We start from the raw sequence: 16,912 nt of genomic DNA, 5'->3' as shown, positions 1-16,912 counted from the left end.
GGTCTTTGATCATTCCCACGCTCCTGCGTGGGAATGATCAAGGCTGGCTTACTGGACTTTTGCCAGGTCTCCTTTCAGCGCGACCCCGGCCATGATTGCGCCGGCGTGGCATTCGTAGGTCGTCGGGTCCTTGCGTTCGTTGCTCTTGTAGAAGCTGACGATGTTGGTCACGGCGTTGGCGCCAGCGTTCTTGGCCGCCTGGTGCAGGCTGATCAGGGCCGATTGCAGGACCCATTCGCACGCCACTTCGTCGGACTTGTTGAAGGCGTTGGTCTTCTTGTTGGTCACGGCACCGGGGCTGATCACGGTGACGTTGCCGGCCGGCTTGTTACCCGCCAGGTAGAACTTCACGCTGCCGTCGATCTTGCCGGTGCGGATGGCTTCGGCGACAACCTTGTCGAACGGCAGGAACAACGCGGTATCACGGGCCTGGCTGATGGCCGGCAGGGTGCTGAGCAACAGGGCGGCGGTAACGGCGATTTTCTTCAGCGACATCATGGTCTCCTTGACGGGGGTAACGGGAAGTTGAATCCGATTCAGCGCCAGCGGCGGAAAATCAGCGAAGTATTGACCCCGCCAAAGGCGAAGTTGTTGTTCATCACGTATTCATGGCTCATCGGCCGGAACGCGTCGCGCAGATAATCAAGCTTGCCGCATTCGGGATCAACCTCGTCGAGGTTGAAGGTGTGTACGTAGAGGTCGCGGTTGAGCATTTCGATGCTGAACCACGATTCCAGCGCGCCGCAGGCGCCCAGGGTGTGGCCGAGGAAGCTTTTCTGCGAGCTGATGGGCATGCGTTCGCCAAACAGGCTGCTGGTGGCCAGGGTTTCGGCGATGTCGCCCTGTTCGGTCGCGGTGCCGTGACCGTTGACGTAGCCGATGGCAGCAGGCGCCAGGCCCGCGTCTTCCAGGGCCAGTTCCATGGCCCGGCGCATGGTGCTCAGTTCGGGACGGGTGGCGTGCTGGCCGTCGGCGTTGCTGCCGAAGCCGACGATCTCGGCGTGGATCCGCGCGCCCCGGGCCAAGGCGTGCTCCAGTTCTTCGAGCACCAGCATGCCGGCGCCTTCGCCGATCACCAAACCATCGCGACCCTTGTCGTAGGGGCGCGGGCTGGTTTGCGGCGCGTCGTTTTTCAGGCTGGTGGCGTAGAGCGCGTCGAAGACCATCGCTTCGGTCGGGCACAGTTCTTCGGCGCCGCCGGCGAGCATCAGTGGCAGGCGTCCGAACTTGATCGCCTCATAGGCATAGCCGATGCCATGGCTGCCACTGGTGCAGGCACTGGACGTGGGGATCAGGCGCCCGGTCAGGCCAAAGAAAATGCTGATGTTGGCCGCCGTGGTGTGGGGCATCATCCGCACGTAGGAGTTGGCATTCAGGCCTTCGGCCACGCTGTTGAGCAGCATGTTGCCAAACGCCTTGATCTCGTCGGTGCTGCCGGTGGACGAGCCGCAGGACACGCCCATGCGCCCGTCCTTGATCGACTCGTCGCCCAACAGGCCCGCATCGGCCAGGGCCTGTTCCGCCGCGGCCACCGCCAGGCGTGAAACCCGGCCCATGCTGCGCAGTTGCTTGCGCGTCCAGTGGGCCGGGACCTGGAAGTCGTCGATCGGCCCGGCCAGGCGGGTGTTCAGTTCGGTGAAGCGGTCCCACTCTTCCATGTGCCGGATGCCGCTGCGGTTGGCGGCGAAGTTGGCGGCGATGGTTTCCCAATCGCTGCCCACGGAGGTGATGCCGGCCATGCCGGTGACAACGACGCGCTTCATCAGCACAAGCCTCCGTTGACGGCCAGGACCTGCCGGGTGATGTAGCCGGCTTCGGCGGACATCAGGAAATTCACCGCGCCAGCCACTTCTTCCGGGGTGCCCATGCGCTGGGCGGGGATCATCTTCATCAGTTCTTCCACGGGTACGTTTTCATCGAGCATGGCCGTGTCGATCAGCCCGGGCGCGACGCAATTGACGGTGATCTTGCGCTTGGCCAGTTCGATTGCCAACGCCTTGGCCGCGCCGATCAAGCCGGCTTTGGAGGCGCTGTAGTTGACCTGGCCGCGATTGCCGATCAGCCCCGATACCGAGGTCATGCACACGATCCGCCCGGCAGCGCGCCGACGGATCATCGGCATCATCACCGGGTGCAGCACATTGTAGAAACCGTCGAGGTTGGTGCGCATCACCGTGTCCCAGTCGTCTTCGCTCAGGGCCGGGAAGGCGCCGTCGCGAGTCAGCCCGGCGTTGAGCACCACGCCGTAGTAGGCGCCGTGGGCCTCGACATCGGCCTCCAGGATGGCCTTGCAGGCGGCGCGGTCGCTGACGTCGAATTGCAGCACCCGCGCCTGGCGGCCCAGTGCCTGGATGTCGGCCTGGACGGCTTCGGCCTCGGCGCGGCCGCTGCGGCAATGCAGCACGATGTCGTGCCCGGCCTGGGCCAGGCGCAGGGCGATGGCGCGGCCGATGCCACGGCTGGAGCCGGTGACCAGTACGGATTCAGTCATGGCAGGTTTCCTGTTGCGGACGGTTCGTTGAGGTAATGGGCGGCCTGGGGTGGGCGGAACACGTTCAAGCGGGCGGTGGCATGGATGCCGGGCGCATGGATATGGCATTCGAACACGCCCATGCCGTTGTCGTCTTCCAGCGAGCGCACACCGTGGATGGCCAACTCGGTGCCGGCTGGAAAGTGCTCGACGTTGCACTCGAACTTGCGGGTGCCGAGCAGGAAGCCCAGCGCCACGGCATCGCCGCGCTGGCGCGCATGGCAGCCGGCAAACGCGGCCACGCTCTGGGCCATCAGTTCGATGCCGACCCAGGCCGGCAAGGCGCCGTCGTCGCGACTGAACAGGCTGCCAGGCTTGACCAGGGTACGGGTATGGATCTGCTCGTCATCGAAGGCGACGACCCGGTCGATCAGGATCATGTCGCCGGCGTGGGGCAGCAGTTCGGCGAGCGGCCAGTCAATCATGGGGCGTCTCCGATAATCAGGCTGACGTTGTTGCCACCGAAGGCGAATGAGTTGCTCATCAGGCGGCGCGGGAAAGTCGGGTTGAGGCGGCTGTCGGCCTGGGTCAGGCCCAGCGCCGGCAGCTCGGGATCGGCTTGGCCGTCCCAGACGTGCGGTGGCAGGGCCTGGGCGGTGTTGTCGGCGCTCAGGGCCAGCCAGCAGAACGCCGCTTCCAGGGCCCCGGCGGCGCCGAGGGTGTGGCCGGTCAGGGGCTTTGTGGACGAGCAGGGCACGCCTGCCGGAAACAGCCCGGCCACAGCCTGGCTCTCCATGGCGTCGTTGTGTTGGGTGGCAGTGCCGTGCAGGTTCAGATAGTCGATCTGGCCGGCGTCGAGGCCGGCGCTGCGCAGGGCTTTTTCCATGGCCTGGCGGGCACCGCGGCCGCTGGGCTCCGGGGCGGAAATATGGTGGGCATCGGAACTGGCGCCATCGCCCAGCAGGGCAATCGAGGGGCCAGCGCCGGGCGTCCTGCTCATCAGGAACAGCACTGCCGCTTCGCCAATGTTGATGCCGCTGCGGTTCACCGAAAACGGATTGCAGCGCTCGCTCGACACCGCTTCGAGCGCCGAAAAGCCGTTGAGGGTCAGCTTGCACAAGCTGTCGACCCCGCCGCAGATCACCGCATCGCACAGGCCCAGGTCCAGCAGGCGGCGCGCGCTCATCAAGGCGCGGGCACTGGAGGTGCAGGCGGTGGAAATCACGTAGGACGGACCGCCCAGGTCGAGCCAGTCGGACAGGAAGTTGGCCGGCGCGCTGAGTTCCTGTTGCTGGTAGTCGTAGCCCTCGGGAAAGCGCTGCTCGCGCAGGTAATGGGCGATGCCCTGGCTGGCTTCGTCGATGCCCGAGGTGCTGGTGCCCAGCACAATGCCGATGCGCGCGCGACCGTAGGCCTCGATGGCCCGGTCGATGTCAGGGCGGATCTGCAAGCCAGCTTCCAGCAGCAGCTGATTGTTGCGACTGTTTTGCGCGGCCAGTGCCGGGGGGATGGCCGCGAGCTCGCCCGTCACCGCGGCGACCGGCAATGCCCGTTCAGCGACCCAGCCGGCTTCGACGCGCACGCCCGAGCAGTCGCCGGCAAACAGGTTGCGCGCCACGGTGCGCTTGTCGCGGCCCAGGGCGCAGATCACGCCCAGGGCATTCAAATAGGCGGTCATGGCGCGTTCTCGGTCAACGGTGTGATGCGGTAGTGCAGGCCTTGGGGCAGGCTCAGGTCAAAAGCCTGCGGCTGCTGGTAGCGCACCTGCCAGCGAGGGTCGAGGCTGCGTTGCGCTCCCTGCTGCCGGGCGCTCGGGTAGTTGCCGGCCAACTCGGCGGCAGGCGTCAGGGCGAACAACAGGGCGGCGAACAGCTCGCGGGCCTCGGCGTTGGGCGGCAGCAGGCCGTCGGCTTGCCACGCGCCATCGACCAGGCGCTGACGGGCCACCGGAATGCCCAGCGGGTCCATCATCGACCAGCGGATGCCGGTGCCTTCGCGCTGGATCACCAGCAACCAGTCCAGGCGTTGCCCGGCCAGTTGCCGTTCGATGTGCAATTGCATCGGCAGGGCCAGGGTTGGCGTCTGCTCGGGCAGCTGCACACGGCTGGCGCAGGCGCCGAGCAACAGCAGGCAGCCGACCAGCAGGGCGTTGCGAAAGGCGGTGCGGATCATTCGCCGGCCCCTTCGAGCGGCTTGCGGGCTACCACGTTGACCAGGGTTTCCTCACGCTCGCCGAACGGCTTGGGGCGGCGCAGGCCAAAGCGCTCCAGCAGGCCGAAGTCTTTGGCGCGACTCCACCACAGGTACGGGTAGGAGACGTTGGCTGGCTCGAACTGGAAACCCTGGTGGCGGATCATGTCCAGGTATTGCGCGGCGCTTTTCTGCACGTGCATGGGGTGCCGGAACAGCCAGCGGATCACCCAGGTGTCGATGTAGGCTTCGGTGGATTCGGCGAACATCAGGTAGCCGCCGGGCTTGAGCACCCGATGGAACTCGGCGAGGGCCTTTTCCTGTTCCACCAGGTGGTGGAAGGTCTGGTGGCAGAACAGCAGGTCGACGCTGGCATCCGGCACCGCCAGTTGCGCGCAGTCGCTGCCGATCAGCTCCACGGCCATGCCCTGGCGCGCGGCTTCCTCGGCGCTCAGTGCCAGGCTGTGGGGGTCGGCGTCGACGCCGATCAGGCGCTGCGGTGCGAAGGCCTGGCGCAGGTACTGGAACGACTTGCCCTGGCCGCAGCCGGCGTCCAACAGCACCGGGGCGGTTGGCTGCGGACTGTTGAACAGGCCGCGCAGGTCATTGATCGCCACCCGCAGCACGTGGTGTTGCCAGGTGTGGCTGCGCAGGAACCAGAACCCGAAGCGGGTCTCTTCGACGTAGTTGTCGCTCAGGTAGTTCATGGCTGCTGACCCGGCGCCGGGCTCGCGCAGATTTCCGAGAGCATGCGCAGGCGGCGCTTGGGCTCGCTGACGAACGGGTTGCGCTCATCCCAGGCATAGCCGGCCAGGATCGAGCTGATCATGCGGCGGATGTCGGCCGAGCCTTCGGTGTAGAAAATCACGTCCTGGAAGGTGCCGGCGTACCAGCCCTCGACATAGCAGCGGAAGGTGTCGACGCCGCGCTTGAGGGGCTCGGCGAATTCGCCTTGCCAATCCACGGTTTCGCCTTGCAACTGGCGATGCAGCACGTCGGCGGCCATGCTCGCCGAACGCATGGCGATGGTCACCCCGGAGGAAAACACCGGGTCGAGGAATTCCGCCGCGTTGCCCAGCAGGGCGAAGCCCGGGCCGTGCAGGGCTTTGACATTGGCCGAGTAGCCGCCGATGGTCCGCGCCGGGGTGTCCCACAGCGCGTTGCGCAACACGCCGGCCAGGCTCGGGGTTTCGTCGATGAAACCGCGCAGGCAAGCATCGAGGTCGTCGGTGCGGCCGGCGAAATGCTCCGCGGCCGCCACCACGCCCACCGAGCAGCGTCCTCCGCTGAACGGAATGGTCCAGAACCACACGTCGCGCTGGGTCGGGTGGGTGGTGATCAGGATCTTTTCCCGGTCGAACGTCGGCGCGTCGATGCGATCCTCGATGTGAGTGAACACCGCCTGGCGCACCGGGAAGTTCGACGGCGCTTCCAGGTCCAGCAGGCGTGGCAGGACCCGGCCGTAGCCACTGGCATCGAGGACAAAATCGGCCTGCACCCGGTACTCGCTGCCGTCTTCGCGCTGCACCGCCAGTTGTGGCCGGTCGAGGCTGAAATCGGCCTGGGTGATGGCTTGGCCATAGCGGATCTCCACGCCTTGCAGCGCGGCCTGGTCGGCCAGCAACTTGTCGAAGTCGGCGCGTTGCACCTGGAAGGTCGTGGGTTTGCCGGCGCTGAACGTGTCACCGAAATCGAAGGCGCTGTAGCGCTCGCCCCAGGCGAATGCCGCGCCATTCTTGCGCTGGAACCCGGCGGCATTGACCGCCTCGAGCATGCCGGCTTCCTCGACGAAATCCAGGCAGTGGGACAGCAGGCTCTCGCCAATGGAGAAGCGTGGGAAATGCTGGCGCTCGATGACCAGCACGTCGTGGCCCTTGCGCTTGAGCAAGGCGCTGGCGATGGCGCCGGAAGGGCCTGCGCCGATGATGACGACCTGTCGACGTTCCATTTCAACTGTTGGCACGGGGGCTCCTGGCCGGGGCGGCAATCAAGGGTAGACGGTGGAAGCCGGCGACGGCCGGCAGCAATGTCGCGATCAGCCCCATCAGCATCAGCGTGAAGTACAACGCCGGGCTGATGAGCTGTTGTTGCAAGAGCAGGTTGAGGAACACGATTTCACTCAAGCCGCGGATATTCAGCAAGACGCTTTCACGCCAGCGACTGGCACCGGCGAACGACGCGCCGGCCCATCCCAGCCCCAGCCAGTTGCCCAACAGTTTGCTGGCAATCGGCAACAGCAGCAACGCCGCCAGTTGCAGGGCGCCGAGGCTGTCGAGGACGCTGTGGACGTTGATCTGGACGATGCCGAACGTAAGGATCAGCGGGATGGCCAGGTAGGTCTGCAAGCCCTGCATCCAGGCCGCGTTGAGCGGCAGCACCAGCGGCACCTTGAGCGCGGCCATGCACAGCAGGTAGCCGATGCCGACGATCAGCGCGTTGAGCCGGTAATGCTCAGCCACCACCAACAGCGCGAAGAACAGGCCGCTGTGCAGCAACGGCTGGCGCAAGCCCAGCAGGCGCAACACCAGCGGCAGGCAGGCACCGGCCAGAGGCAGCAACAGGCTGCCCAAGTGCAGGCTACCCTGGGCCAGGCCGAACAGGCTCCAGCAGGCCAGGTCGATGAGGATCGCCGTTTGCACCAGCCGCCGGGTGGCGGCAGGCGGGTAGTCGATGTGGCGCAGGTACAGATACAACACGGGGATCGCGGTGATTGCGAACAGCAGGCCCACGGCCAGGGAACTGATCCAGGGCTGGGGCGGCAATAGCCAGAGCGCCGTCGCCAGGCCGCAGGCAAACGGCACGGCGAAGCTCGGCAGGGCGATCTTCACGCTCTGACGGTCCAGGCGCAGGTCGATCACGTCGCTGAGGATGTGCCCCAGCAACACGGCAAACGCGAGGCTGTAGAGGTTCTTCAGCCACAACGGCGACACCAGTTGTGCGCCGCTGAGTTGCCAGCCGGGCTCGACCCAGAAATACATCAGCAACGGCAGGCCAAGGCTTGCCAGCAGCAACTGGCTGACGATCGGGATCAGCCCGAACCGCCGGCCCAGGCGCGTGGCGGCGGCAAACAAACCCAGGGCCATGAGCCAGAACAGCAGGATCATCATGACGCGGGCTCCAGGACGGCATCGTGGGCCCGGTGCCCGGCCCATGGCGCGAGCATGAAGCTGAAGGCCAGCCCCAGGCTTACCGCCAAGCCGAAATTGCTCACCGCCGGGGTGCTGGACAGCGCCAGCAGGCCGAACGACAGCCAGGTGGTGACCGCCGCCAGCAGGGTGCCCAGCAGGCTCACGGCGGCGCCACCGATCTGTTCGCGCATCAGGATTGCGTAGTCGACGCCGATGGCCGTCACCAGCAACAGGCCGAACAAGCTGAACAGGGTCAGCGGCTGCCCCAGCCAGCCGAGGCTCGCCAGGCTGCACAACGCCGCCAGCAGCGGCAGGGCGACGATGCGCAAGGCTGCGCCAAGGCCGAAGGGCCAGATCAGCACCAGCACGATCAGCGCGCAGGAGGCCAGTTTCAGCTCGGCGGCGCTGATCTGCGTGGCGGCAAAGACCCTATTCAGGTCGCCCAGGCGATCCACCAGTTGCACGCCGGGCAGGTCCACGGCCTGTACCCGCAACAGCGCGGCGTCGTTCAAGCCTTGCAGGCTGATCATGGCCGCCACGCCCTGGGCGGTCGGGCCGAGCCAGAGGGTGCGGTACGGCTCGGCCAACGGTCCGGTCAGCGCGGCGTCGATGTCTTGCACTGGCAGTGCCTGCAATTGCGCCAGCTCCGCCTGCAGTGCCGCGACCGGCACGCCGAGGTCCAGCAACGGTTGCCAGAACGCCGGCAGCCGGGCCAGGGCCTCGCGGACTCTCTGCTGTTCGGCCGGCGGGCTGACCAGTTGGTTGAGTGACAGGTAGCCCTGGAGTTTTTCCAGGCCGACGAGCTGGTCCAGCCGCTCGTTGAGGGCGGTCTGGCGCTCCAGCAACTGGGCCTGGTTGTCGGCGCGAATCAGGAAGAACTGGCTGGTGGGTTGGAACCCGGTGATGCGCGCCACCTCGCGGGCCTCGTCAGTGAGGTGCTGGGGCGTGCCGATCCACTGGCGAATGTCGTTTTTCGTCGACAGGTGCCAGAGGCCGCCGGCACAAAAGACCAGCAGCAGCCCCAGCAGAATGGGCGTGGCTACCCGCGCCAGCAAGGCTTCGCGGGCCTGGAGCAGGCACTCGCACAGCCGCAGCGGCCATTGGGCGGGGCGCAGGTCGGCGCCCTTGAGCAGCGCGGGCAGCAGGCACACCGCGCTCAAGTAGGCACCAAGCAGCCCGGCGGCGGAAAACAGGGCGATCTGGGTCAGGGCCGGGAACGGTGTCCAGGCCAGGGCCAGGTAGCCGATGCAGGTGGTGATCAGGCTCAGGCTCAACCCTGGCAGGGTCAGGCGCAGGGCCGGCCAACTGCGCCATGGCTTGAGGCTCCAGCTCTTGGACAGGTAGTGCAGCGGGTAGTCGACCGCCACGCCGATCAAGCTGGAACCCAGCACCAGGGTCATGACGTGCATGCGGCCGAACAGCGCCACGCACGCCACGGTGCCGAACAGCATGCCGACCAGCACCGGCACGAACGCCAGCCACACCCGCAGGCGTCCGAAGGCCAGCAACAGCAGCAACAGGATGCCCACCGTGGCGCCACCACCGACCCAGGTGATTTCCCGGGAGGCCTGTTGCTGGCCGGCGGCGGCATACAGCAGGCCGCTGGCCGCCAGCAGTTGGCCCTGGGCCTGGGTCGCCTGGTCGCGGCTGCGTTGCAGCAGGTCGGCCACTTGCAACGGCAGGTTCATGTCGAAGGCGTTGCCGCGGGTGCGGGCCCGCAGCATCACCCAGCTTTTGCCGTCCGCATCGGCGACCAGCGCGCCGCTGCCCACGTCCAGTTGGATGGCGCCGCGCTGGGGTTGGCTGTTCTGGATACGGCCGGTCAGGCCCAGCCAATCGTCCTGGCTGGGCACCAGGCTGAAGCCGCTGAACGGGTCGAACAACGCCTGCACCCGTTGCTGGATGAACGCCTGGGGTTGGTCGATCAGTTGCTGCCGGTCCGCCGTCGACAGCATCGTCAGGCGTCCGTCGAGCAACTGTGTGCGCAGCGCAGGCAGGTCGGCCTGCAATGTCCACTGGACCTTGTCGAACAGGCCGCTGGCCTGCCACTGCTGGCCGAGCGCTTGCGCCAGGGCGATGGCGTGCGGGCGGTCAGCGTGACCGACCAGCACCAGCACTTCGCGGTTCAGCGGTTCTTGCATGCGTTGCTCGGCGACGAGCTCCAAGGCATCGGGTGAAACGCCCGGCACCAGTTCCATCAGGTTGGCCGACAGCGGCGCGCCGTGGCGCCATTGCCAACCGGCAAGCGCCAGCACCGCCAGCAGCACGATCAGGAACAGCCTTGGAAGCCTGCGTTCACTTCGCAAAATCATGTTGCTCCGCTTCGCTCAAGGGTTGCGTGGCGACGCTGTCCTGCATGCGCAGCACCGTGCGGTCGCCCTGGGTCTCCATCAGCTCGATACGCTGTACCAGTTCGCCGCCTTCGATGTTGATCTGGTTGAACACCTGCTTGAGCAACACCGAACGCGGGGTCAGGGTGAGCTTCCATTGCTGCGGCTCGCCCGCCAGGCTCAGTTCGAAATCTCGCAGCAGGCCGCTGCTGTCGCCCTGCAGGACCGCCAGGAACAGCCGGTTCTGTTCGGCGCCAGCGCTCTTGTTTGGCAGCATTTGCCAGGCATTCCCGTCTCGTCGGGCGATGCCTTGGGCGGTGATGCGGTAGTCCTGTTGCAGCGGGGTTTGCAGCAGCCAGAGCAGGCCGTGGTTTTTCGCCAGGACGAAGCGGCCCTTGCTGATCAGCGGCTGGGGCAGGGCGCGCAGGTGTTTTTCCTGGACGAACGGGCCGTGGATTACTTCCGGGCGGGCCAGTTGCTCGCTCAACTGTTGCAGGTCGAACGCCTGGGCCAAAGGCGACAGGCAGCACAGCAACAACCAGGTGCACAGGCGTTTCATGGCAGCATCCTTTCAACGGCTTCGACGAAGACCCGCGGCGAGGCCAGCAGCATTTCACGGCTGGCGATCTCCACCGCCACCTGCACCGAACTGGCCCGCGTCAGGCGTTCGCCGGTGCTGGCGTCGCTGATCAGGTAATTGATCTTCAGACGGTTTTCCCATTCCACCAGGCTGGCGCGTACGGTCAGCGTCTGGCCGAACACCGCGCTGCGCACGTAGCGCAGTTGCAGGTCGATCACCGGCCACGCATGGCCGGATTCGAGCATGTCGTTGTAGTTGTGGCCGATCTGGTCGAGCAAGGCGCAACGGGCCACTTCCAGGTATTTGACGTAGTGGCCGTGCCAGACCACGTTCATCGAGTCGACGTCGAAAAACGGCACGACGACCTGTGTCTCTACGTGCAACACACCCTGACTACGCATGCAGCCTCCAGTGTTGCTCGGCGATGCGTTGCAGGCAAAGGCGCAGTTCACCTTCCAGGGCACGGTCTTCGATCACCGGGGCGAAATCCTCGGCCAGTTCGGCGTGCATGGCGGCCAGTGCCGGCGGCAGCGGTCGTGCGTCTTCGGCACGGCTGCGCAGCCACACGCCTTGGTGGGCCGCCAGCAGCGTGGCGGCGGCGACCTGTTCGGTCAGTTCCAGTACCCGGATCGCGTCCCGGGCGGCGATGGTGCCCATGCTCACCTTGTCCTGGTTGTGGCATTCGGTGGAGCGCGAGAACACGCTGGCCGGCAGGGTGTTCTTCAAGGCTTCGGCGGTCCAGGCGCTGGTGCCGATCTGCACGGCCTTGAAGCCATGGTTGAGCATCGCCCGGTCGGCGCTGGCGCCCGACAGGTTGCTCGGCAGGCCATGGTTGTAGCGCTCGTCCACCAGCAGGGCGAGTTGCCGGTCGAGCAGGTCGGCGACGTTGGCCACCAGGTTCTTCAGGCTGTCCATGGCGAAGGCAATGTGACCGCCGTAGAAATGCCCGCCGTGCAGCACCCGTTCGGCTTCGGCGTCGATGATCGGGTTGTCGTTGGCGCTGTTGAGTTCGGTCTCGATGAACGCGCGCAGCCAGTTCAGGCTGTCGGCCAGCACGCCGAGCACGTGGGGCGCGCAGCGCAGGGAGTAGCGGTCTTGCAGGCGATGCAGCGGCGCGGTCGGTGCGTCGATCGCCAGGTCCTGGCGCAGCCACGCGGCGACCTGCATTTGCCCTGGGTGCGGCTTGGCGGCGAACAGGCGTTCGTCGAAGTGCTCGGGGTTGCCTTGCAGGGCGACGACGTTCAACGCGGTGATGCGGGTGGCCAGTTGCAGCAGGTAATCGGCCCGGGCGAAAGCCAGGCACGCCAGCCCGGTCATCACGGCGGTGCCGTTCATCAGCGCCAGGGCTTCCTTGGGGCGCAACACCAGTGGGGTCCAGCCCAGTTCGCGGTGCACATCGGCGGCCTGCCGACGTTCGCCCCGGAACATCACCTCGCGTTCGCCGGAGAGCGTCGCGGCCACGTAGGACAGCGGCGTGAGGTCGCCGCTGGCACCGACCGAGCCCTCTTCCGGAATCAGCGGCAGGATGTCGTGTTCAAGAAAGGCCTGGAGGCGCTCCAGCAATTCGATCCGCACCCCGGACACGCCGTGGCACAGCGACTGCAAGCGCGCGGCCAGCACCGCGCGGGTGGCCTGGGCGTCCAGCAGCTTGCCCAGGCCGCAGCCGTGGAACGTGTAGAGGTGACGCGGCAGGGCCTCGACGTGGTGCAGCGGCACCGCCACCACGCAGGAATCGCCGTAGCCGGTGGTCACGCCATAAATCACGCCTTCCTTGTCCAGCAGGGAGTCGAGGAACTGCGCGCCCTTGGCGATGCGCTGGCGGAACGCCGGGTCGTCCTGCAACTGCGTCGGCGCCTGACGGTTGGCCAGGGCCAGCACCTCTTCGATGCGCAAGGGGCGTTCGCCAAAGATTACCGGCTCAAGAGTGGGCATCGTCATCGGTCTTCCAGAAAGGGTAAAAGTTGAACCACTGTTGGGGCCCCTGGAGGCAGAATTGCGCCAGGCGCTCGGCGTAGCGGCCGGCCCAGTGGGCGATCACTTGCTCGCGTTCGCTGCGTTTCCACACCACGGCGTCGGCGAAAGGTTCGAGGGTGACGCGGTAACGCCCCTCGTGCTTGAGGCACATCAGCAGGTTGACCGGGCATTTGAGCAGGCCGGCCATCAGCCACGGTCCCTGGGGAAAGGCGGCCGGGTGGCCCATGAAGTCCACGGTCACGCTGCGTCCGCCGTGCAGGGGCACGCGGTCGCCGGCAATTGCCAGCCACTCGCCGCGCTCCAGGCGCTCGCTCAGTTGCAGCATCACGGCCGGGTCCAGCTCGCTGACCTGGATCAGGCGCAGGTGCGTGGCGCCGGCTTCGCCCAGCAAACGGTTGAATTGCTCGGCGTGCTTGGTGTGCACCAGCACGTTCATGGTGACCTTCTCGCCCAGCTCGGCCAGGGCCCGGCACATTTCCAGGTTGCCCAGGTGCGCGCCCACCAGCATCTGCCCACGGGCGTCACGCAGGTGATTGCGCAGCAGCGCGGTGTCGACGATCTCGATCTGCTCGATGCTCAGCTTGCCGTTCCAGACATCGAGCTTGTCGAGCAGGGAGTCGGCGAACGCCATGAACTGCCCGAACACCCGCCGGCGGGTCGGACGCAGTTCGGGGCGCGCGCTCCATTCGGCCAGGCGTTGCTGGTATTGCCAGGCGGCCTGGCGAGCGCTGCGGCCGAAAATGAAGAAGTACAGCACGATGCCGTAGAGCACCGGCGTCAGCAGGCGCCGGCCCAGGACCTTGGCGGCGAACGCGGTGAGTTTCATCAGCCAGAAGCTGCCGCGCTCCTGGCGGTCGGCCCAGTGTTGTTTGTCCGCGTCGAGGCTCATGCCCGCCACCGTCGCCAGAGAATCAGCGGCAGGCGCACCAGCATGCCGAAGAACAACCGGGTATGCATGCTGGAGATCAGCACGTTGTCGTGGAACAGGCGAAAGTGCGAGACACCGTCCTGGGGGTAATGCACCCGGGTGTGCAGCCAGCGCATCGGTTGGTTGCGCCAGGCCAGGCGCACCAGGATGTCCGAATCGAAATCCATGCGCTTGCCGATGTTGGCCGAGCCGATCAGCGCCAGCGTCGGGGGCAGCGGGTAGACCCGGAAGCCGCACATGGAGTCGCGGATTTGCAGGGACAGGCTGTTGATCCAGACCATCACGTGGGTCAGGTAGCGCGCGTACAGCCGGCCTTTCGGCACGCTGGCGTCGTAGTGGGGGTAGCCGCAGATCAGGGCGTCGGGGTAGGCGCGGGACTGCTCGATGAAGGTGTTCACGTCGCCGAGGTCGTGCTGCCCGTCGGCATCCACCTGCAAGGCGTGGGTGAAGCCCAGGCGCGATGCTTCCCGCAGCCCGGTCATGACGGCGCCGCCCTTGCCCTGGTTGACCGCCAGCCTGACCAGATGCACCCGCTCATCCTCGGCCAGGCGTTCCAGCACCGCCGCGCAGGACGGGCTGCTGGCATCGTCCACCAACACGCAGGGCAGGCCATGGGCGAGCAACGCCTGGACCACCGCCGTGAGGGCGGTTTCGTGGTTGTAGACGGGGATGACGGCGCAGGGGTTATGCATGGTTCCTGGCCTCCGACGTTCCCCTGTGGCGAGGGAGCTTGCTCCCGCTGGGCTGCGCAGCAGCCCCCCGCTTTTCTGAAGCGAGCGCTGCGCACTCGAGCGGGAGCAAGCGCCCTCGCCACGGGGCAGTGATGCAGACATGCGAGTCAGTCATCAGCCGCCCCCAACACAATCCGCCCGCTGGAGCACGCCGCCGTATCGTTGCGGTAGGCGAAGTACAGCTTGCCGCGTTCACCGTCGAAACGCAGGTGCAGCTGGAGTTCATCGCCGGGGCGCACCAGTTGCTGGAACTTGAGCACTTCCATGCCGGCGAACCGGGGTGGCAGGTCCAGCAGTTGCCGGCCCAGGCTCATGGCCCAATCGACCTGCACCACCCCCGGCAGTACCGGTGCGGTGGGGAAATGGCCGCTGAAGTAGGCCAGGTCCGGCGGCACCCGCAGTTGCAGGTTCCACTCACCGTCGCTTTCGACCTGGGCCAGTACTTCCGGGGCCTTGGGACGGGGTGCCAGCAGCAACGCTTCGACTTCGGCCTGGGGCAGCTTGCCCTGGGCATTGAGCGGCAGCTGCCGCAGCCAGCGCCAGCGCCGTGGCAAGGCCAGGGTTTCGCAATGTTCGCCCAGGTGGCGGCGCAAGCCTTCGGTCACGGCGCGGCGGCCCTGGTTGCGCAAGGTGCGCAGGCCGGTTTCGCTCAACACCACCAACGCGCCGAGGGAGGCACGATTTTCCTGCACCACCCCCAGCCGGGCTTCGCTGACCCAGTCGTGGGCCACCAGTGCCTGTTCCAGCATCGGCAGAGAGATGCGTTTTTCTTCGAGCTTGACGATCCGGTCCAGCCGCCCGAGCAGCTCGAAGCGTCCATCATCGGCGATTCGCGCCGCGTCGGCGCTGTGTTCCACGTGCCCGGCCGGCAAGTAGGGCGAGGCGATCAGCAGGGCGCCGTCACTGTCCTGGCTCAGTTCGACGTCGGCGAAGGGTTGCCACAGCTCAGCGCCCTGGCGCCAGGCGATGCCGCCGGTTTCAGAGCTGCCGAAGATTTCCGTCGGCCATTGTCCCAGGCGCTGCTGCAAGCTGTGCGCGGCGTCGGACGGCAGCGCGCCGCCGGAAGAAAACACCCGGCGCACGGCGCTCAGGGCTGTCCAGTCGAGGTTGTCGCCCATGCGCTTGAGCAGCGCCGGGCTGGCGACCCAGGCAAAAGCCGGATGCTCGCGGCTGGCGCGTTGCAGGTCTTCCGGGAACGCCAGCTGTCGACGCACGAACGTGCGCCCGGCGCACAGTGGCCACAGCACGCGAAACAGCAAGCCATAGATATGCTGGGCGGCGACGCTGCCGATCATGCAGGCCGGGCCGAGCTCGGCGCCCCACAGTTGCTCCAGGGCGTGGACCTCGTTGCTCAACTGGCGCAGGGTTTTCTCGATGCGCTTGGGCTCGCCGCTGGAGCCGGAGGTGCACAGGCTCAGCCAGCAGCGGTCCAGGTCCAGCGGGGCGGCGGTCATCGGCGCCTGTTGCACGTCATCGGGGTGAGTGTCGCCGGGCTGGTCGGTCAGCCACAGGTCGACCTCCGCCGCCCAACGCTGGCGGGTCTGCGCTTGCAGGTCGGCGGGCAACAGCACGCGCACTCCGGCGCGCCAGGCACCGAGCAGGGTGATGGCGAGGTCGGCGGCGTCCTCCAGGTGGACGGCCGCATGTCGCACGCCCCGGGCTTGCAGGCCAGCGGCCAGGCGCAGCGCGGCGTCGCGCAGTTGCGCATGATCCAGTGCCGGGGCGACCGCGACGGCACGCTCCGGCTGAGCCTCGAGCAGCATCTGCTCAAGTGTTATCCAATTCATGGGCGGCCTCTTACCCGTTGTCGTATGAGCCATTCAATGGCAAACAGCAGCCCCATCAATCCGTAGGAAATCAGGCCGGTGTACAACATCCACCAGCTCAGCGGCGCCCAGAGGGTCAGGGCAGCGGCGAGCAAACCGTTACACAGGAAAAACACGCACCAGGCCCACGTGACCTGACGCGTATACACCACGGCCCGGGCTGGCAACTGCGGCTCGCGCAGGCGGGCCAGGCGTTCGATCATCGGCGGACCGTACTTCAGGCTCAGGGCGAACAGCCCCAGCATGAATGCGCTGATCAGTACCGGGTACCAACGCAGCAGGGCCGGGCTGTCGAACCACGCGAGCAAGGCACAGAAGCCGATCGCCGTGGCCGCCATCCAATGGCTGCCGGGCCCGCCCCTGCCGAGCAGGGCCCGGGCCAACCATAGGCTACCCAGCAGCAGTCCGAACTGCCATGGGGCGAAATGCTCCATGCCGAAATACACCGCAAAGGGGTACAGCAGGCCCGCCAGCAGCAGGCCGAGGCCAATCAGCCGGGTCATGCGGCCGGTTGGACCAGTCGATAGACCGCCTCGACCACGTCGTTGACGGTGCGCACCGACTTGAATTCCTCGGCGGCAATCTTCTTGCCGGTCTGGCGCTTGATGTGATCGATCAGGTCGACCGCGTCGATGCTGTCGATCTCCAGGTCCTGGTACAGGTTCGATTCCAGGGTGACGCGCTCGGGGTCCAGCTCGAACAGCTCGACCAGAGCATCGCGAAGGGTGTTGAAAATGTCGTCACGAGTTTGCATG

18 protein-coding genes are annotated in these 16,912 nt (G+C 66.6%); all 18 read right to left on the bottom strand.

The window, feature by feature from the left end:
- Positions 1-48: 48 nt before the first annotated feature.
- On the bottom strand, positions 49-495 hold the full coding sequence (locus tag AD664_RS18650) for an excinuclease (RefSeq protein WP_042727942.1): 447 nt from the start codon (positions 493-495) through the stop codon (positions 49-51).
- Positions 496-536: 41 nt separating this feature from the next.
- Positions 537-1,763: a beta-ketoacyl-ACP synthase gene (locus tag AD664_RS18645; protein WP_042727941.1), complete on the bottom strand. Its 1,227-nt coding sequence runs from the start codon at positions 1,761-1,763 to the stop codon at positions 537-539.
- Complete coding sequence (fabG, locus tag AD664_RS18640) at positions 1,763-2,491, bottom strand: 3-oxoacyl-ACP reductase FabG (protein WP_042727940.1); 729 nt, start codon at positions 2,489-2,491, stop codon at positions 1,763-1,765. Before fabG ends, AD664_RS18645 begins: the two co-directional genes overlap by 1 nt.
- On the bottom strand, positions 2,488-2,955 hold the full coding sequence (locus AD664_RS18635) for a hotdog family protein (protein WP_053148503.1): 468 nt from the start codon (positions 2,953-2,955) through the stop codon (positions 2,488-2,490). The genes fabG and AD664_RS18635 overlap by 4 nt, the downstream gene beginning before the upstream one ends.
- A complete protein-coding gene (locus AD664_RS18630; RefSeq protein ID WP_053148502.1) occupies positions 2,952-4,148 on the bottom strand; it encodes a beta-ketoacyl-[acyl-carrier-protein] synthase family protein in 1,197 nt (398 codons plus the stop codon). The genes AD664_RS18635 and AD664_RS18630 overlap by 4 nt, the downstream gene beginning before the upstream one ends.
- Positions 4,145-4,642, bottom strand: coding sequence for a DUF3261 domain-containing protein (locus tag AD664_RS18625; RefSeq protein WP_053148501.1), 498 nt, complete (start codon positions 4,640-4,642; stop codon positions 4,145-4,147). The genes AD664_RS18630 and AD664_RS18625 overlap by 4 nt, the downstream gene beginning before the upstream one ends.
- Positions 4,639-5,367, bottom strand: coding sequence for a class I SAM-dependent methyltransferase (locus AD664_RS18620; protein ID WP_053148500.1), 729 nt, complete (start codon positions 5,365-5,367; stop codon positions 4,639-4,641). Before AD664_RS18620 ends, AD664_RS18625 begins: the two co-directional genes overlap by 4 nt.
- Complete coding sequence (locus tag AD664_RS18615) at positions 5,364-6,623, bottom strand: NAD(P)/FAD-dependent oxidoreductase (RefSeq protein WP_053148497.1); 1,260 nt, start codon at positions 6,621-6,623, stop codon at positions 5,364-5,366. The genes AD664_RS18620 and AD664_RS18615 overlap by 4 nt, the downstream gene beginning before the upstream one ends.
- The gene (locus AD664_RS18610; protein ID WP_053148494.1) at positions 6,610-7,767 is read right to left on the bottom strand and encodes a hypothetical protein; all 1,158 of its coding nucleotides are present in this window, start codon (positions 7,765-7,767) and stop codon (positions 6,610-6,612) included. Before AD664_RS18610 ends, AD664_RS18615 begins: the two co-directional genes overlap by 14 nt.
- A complete protein-coding gene (locus AD664_RS18605; RefSeq protein ID WP_053148491.1) occupies positions 7,764-10,100 on the bottom strand; it encodes an MMPL family transporter in 2,337 nt (778 codons plus the stop codon). Before AD664_RS18605 ends, AD664_RS18610 begins: the two co-directional genes overlap by 4 nt.
- Positions 10,084-10,677: an outer membrane lipoprotein carrier protein LolA gene (locus AD664_RS18600; protein WP_053148488.1), complete on the bottom strand. Its 594-nt coding sequence runs from the start codon at positions 10,675-10,677 to the stop codon at positions 10,084-10,086. The genes AD664_RS18605 and AD664_RS18600 overlap by 17 nt, the downstream gene beginning before the upstream one ends.
- Positions 10,674-11,099 (bottom strand): thioesterase family protein, encoded by a 426-nt coding sequence (locus tag AD664_RS18595; RefSeq protein ID WP_053148485.1) that lies wholly within the window; start codon positions 11,097-11,099, stop codon positions 10,674-10,676. Before AD664_RS18595 ends, AD664_RS18600 begins: the two co-directional genes overlap by 4 nt.
- Positions 11,092-12,636 (bottom strand): histidine ammonia-lyase, encoded by a 1,545-nt coding sequence (gene hutH, locus AD664_RS18590; RefSeq protein WP_042727930.1) that lies wholly within the window; start codon positions 12,634-12,636, stop codon positions 11,092-11,094. The genes AD664_RS18595 and hutH overlap by 8 nt, the downstream gene beginning before the upstream one ends.
- Entirely contained in the window at positions 12,617-13,561 is a 945-nt protein-coding gene (locus AD664_RS18585; RefSeq protein WP_042727929.1) for a glycosyl transferase, read from the bottom strand. Before AD664_RS18585 ends, hutH begins: the two co-directional genes overlap by 20 nt.
- Positions 13,558-14,292: a glycosyltransferase family 2 protein gene (locus AD664_RS18580; RefSeq protein ID WP_042727928.1), complete on the bottom strand. Its 735-nt coding sequence runs from the start codon at positions 14,290-14,292 to the stop codon at positions 13,558-13,560. The genes AD664_RS18585 and AD664_RS18580 overlap by 4 nt, the downstream gene beginning before the upstream one ends.
- A gap of 146 nt (positions 14,293-14,438) precedes the next feature.
- A complete protein-coding gene (locus AD664_RS18575) occupies positions 14,439-16,118 on the bottom strand; it encodes an AMP-binding protein (RefSeq protein ID WP_053148482.1) in 1,680 nt (559 codons plus the stop codon).
- Complete coding sequence (locus AD664_RS18570) at positions 16,115-16,660, bottom strand: membrane protein (RefSeq protein WP_042727926.1); 546 nt, start codon at positions 16,658-16,660, stop codon at positions 16,115-16,117. Before AD664_RS18570 ends, AD664_RS18575 begins: the two co-directional genes overlap by 4 nt.
- A complete protein-coding gene (locus AD664_RS18565) occupies positions 16,657-16,911 on the bottom strand; it encodes an acyl carrier protein (RefSeq protein WP_030140951.1) in 255 nt (84 codons plus the stop codon). Before AD664_RS18565 ends, AD664_RS18570 begins: the two co-directional genes overlap by 4 nt.
- Position 16,912: the final 1 nt, after the last annotated feature.

The organism is Pseudomonas sp. P97.38 (genome assembly GCF_001269745.1).
Lineage (GTDB): Bacteria > Pseudomonadota > Gammaproteobacteria > Pseudomonadales > Pseudomonadaceae > Aquipseudomonas > Aquipseudomonas chlororaphis_E.
The sequence above is the reverse complement of the archived record's forward strand: the minus strand, read 5'-3'. Positions and strand labels throughout refer to the sequence as shown.

Bases quoted from the DNA above. Each gene is read 5' to 3' on its own strand.
- AD664_RS18650 (WP_042727942.1), bottom strand. From the start codon at position 495: ATGTCGCTGAAGAAAATCGCCGTTACCGCCGCCCTGTTGCTCAGCACC.
- AD664_RS18645 (WP_042727941.1), bottom strand. From the start codon at position 1,763: ATGAAGCGCGTCGTTGTCACCGGCATGGCCGGCATCACCTCCGTGGGC.
- fabG (WP_042727940.1), bottom strand. From the start codon at position 2,491: ATGACTGAATCCGTACTGGTCACCGGCTCCAGCCGTGGCATCGGCCGC.
- AD664_RS18635 (WP_053148503.1), bottom strand. From the start codon at position 2,955: ATGATTGACTGGCCGCTCGCCGAACTGCTGCCCCACGCCGGCGACATG.
- AD664_RS18630 (WP_053148502.1), bottom strand. From the start codon at position 4,148: ATGACCGCCTATTTGAATGCCCTGGGCGTGATCTGCGCCCTGGGCCGC.
- AD664_RS18625 (WP_053148501.1), bottom strand. From the start codon at position 4,642: ATGATCCGCACCGCCTTTCGCAACGCCCTGCTGGTCGGCTGCCTGCTG.
- AD664_RS18620 (WP_053148500.1), bottom strand. From the start codon at position 5,367: ATGAACTACCTGAGCGACAACTACGTCGAAGAGACCCGCTTCGGGTTC.
- AD664_RS18610 (WP_053148494.1), bottom strand. From the start codon at position 7,767: ATGATGATCCTGCTGTTCTGGCTCATGGCCCTGGGTTTGTTTGCCGCC.
- AD664_RS18605 (WP_053148491.1), bottom strand. From the start codon at position 10,100: ATGATTTTGCGAAGTGAACGCAGGCTTCCAAGGCTGTTCCTGATCGTG.
- AD664_RS18600 (WP_053148488.1), bottom strand. From the start codon at position 10,677: ATGAAACGCCTGTGCACCTGGTTGTTGCTGTGCTGCCTGTCGCCTTTG.
- AD664_RS18595 (WP_053148485.1), bottom strand. From the start codon at position 11,099: ATGCGTAGTCAGGGTGTGTTGCACGTAGAGACACAGGTCGTCGTGCCG.
- hutH (WP_042727930.1), bottom strand. From the start codon at position 12,636: ATGACGATGCCCACTCTTGAGCCGGTAATCTTTGGCGAACGCCCCTTG.
- AD664_RS18585 (WP_042727929.1), bottom strand. From the start codon at position 13,561: ATGAGCCTCGACGCGGACAAACAACACTGGGCCGACCGCCAGGAGCGC.
- AD664_RS18580 (WP_042727928.1), bottom strand. From the start codon at position 14,292: ATGCATAACCCCTGCGCCGTCATCCCCGTCTACAACCACGAAACCGCC.
- AD664_RS18575 (WP_053148482.1), bottom strand. From the start codon at position 16,118: ATGAATTGGATAACACTTGAGCAGATGCTGCTCGAGGCTCAGCCGGAG.
- AD664_RS18570 (WP_042727926.1), bottom strand. From the start codon at position 16,660: ATGACCCGGCTGATTGGCCTCGGCCTGCTGCTGGCGGGCCTGCTGTAC.
- AD664_RS18565 (WP_030140951.1), bottom strand. From the start codon at position 16,911: ATGCAAACTCGTGACGACATTTTCAACACCCTTCGCGATGCTCTGGTC.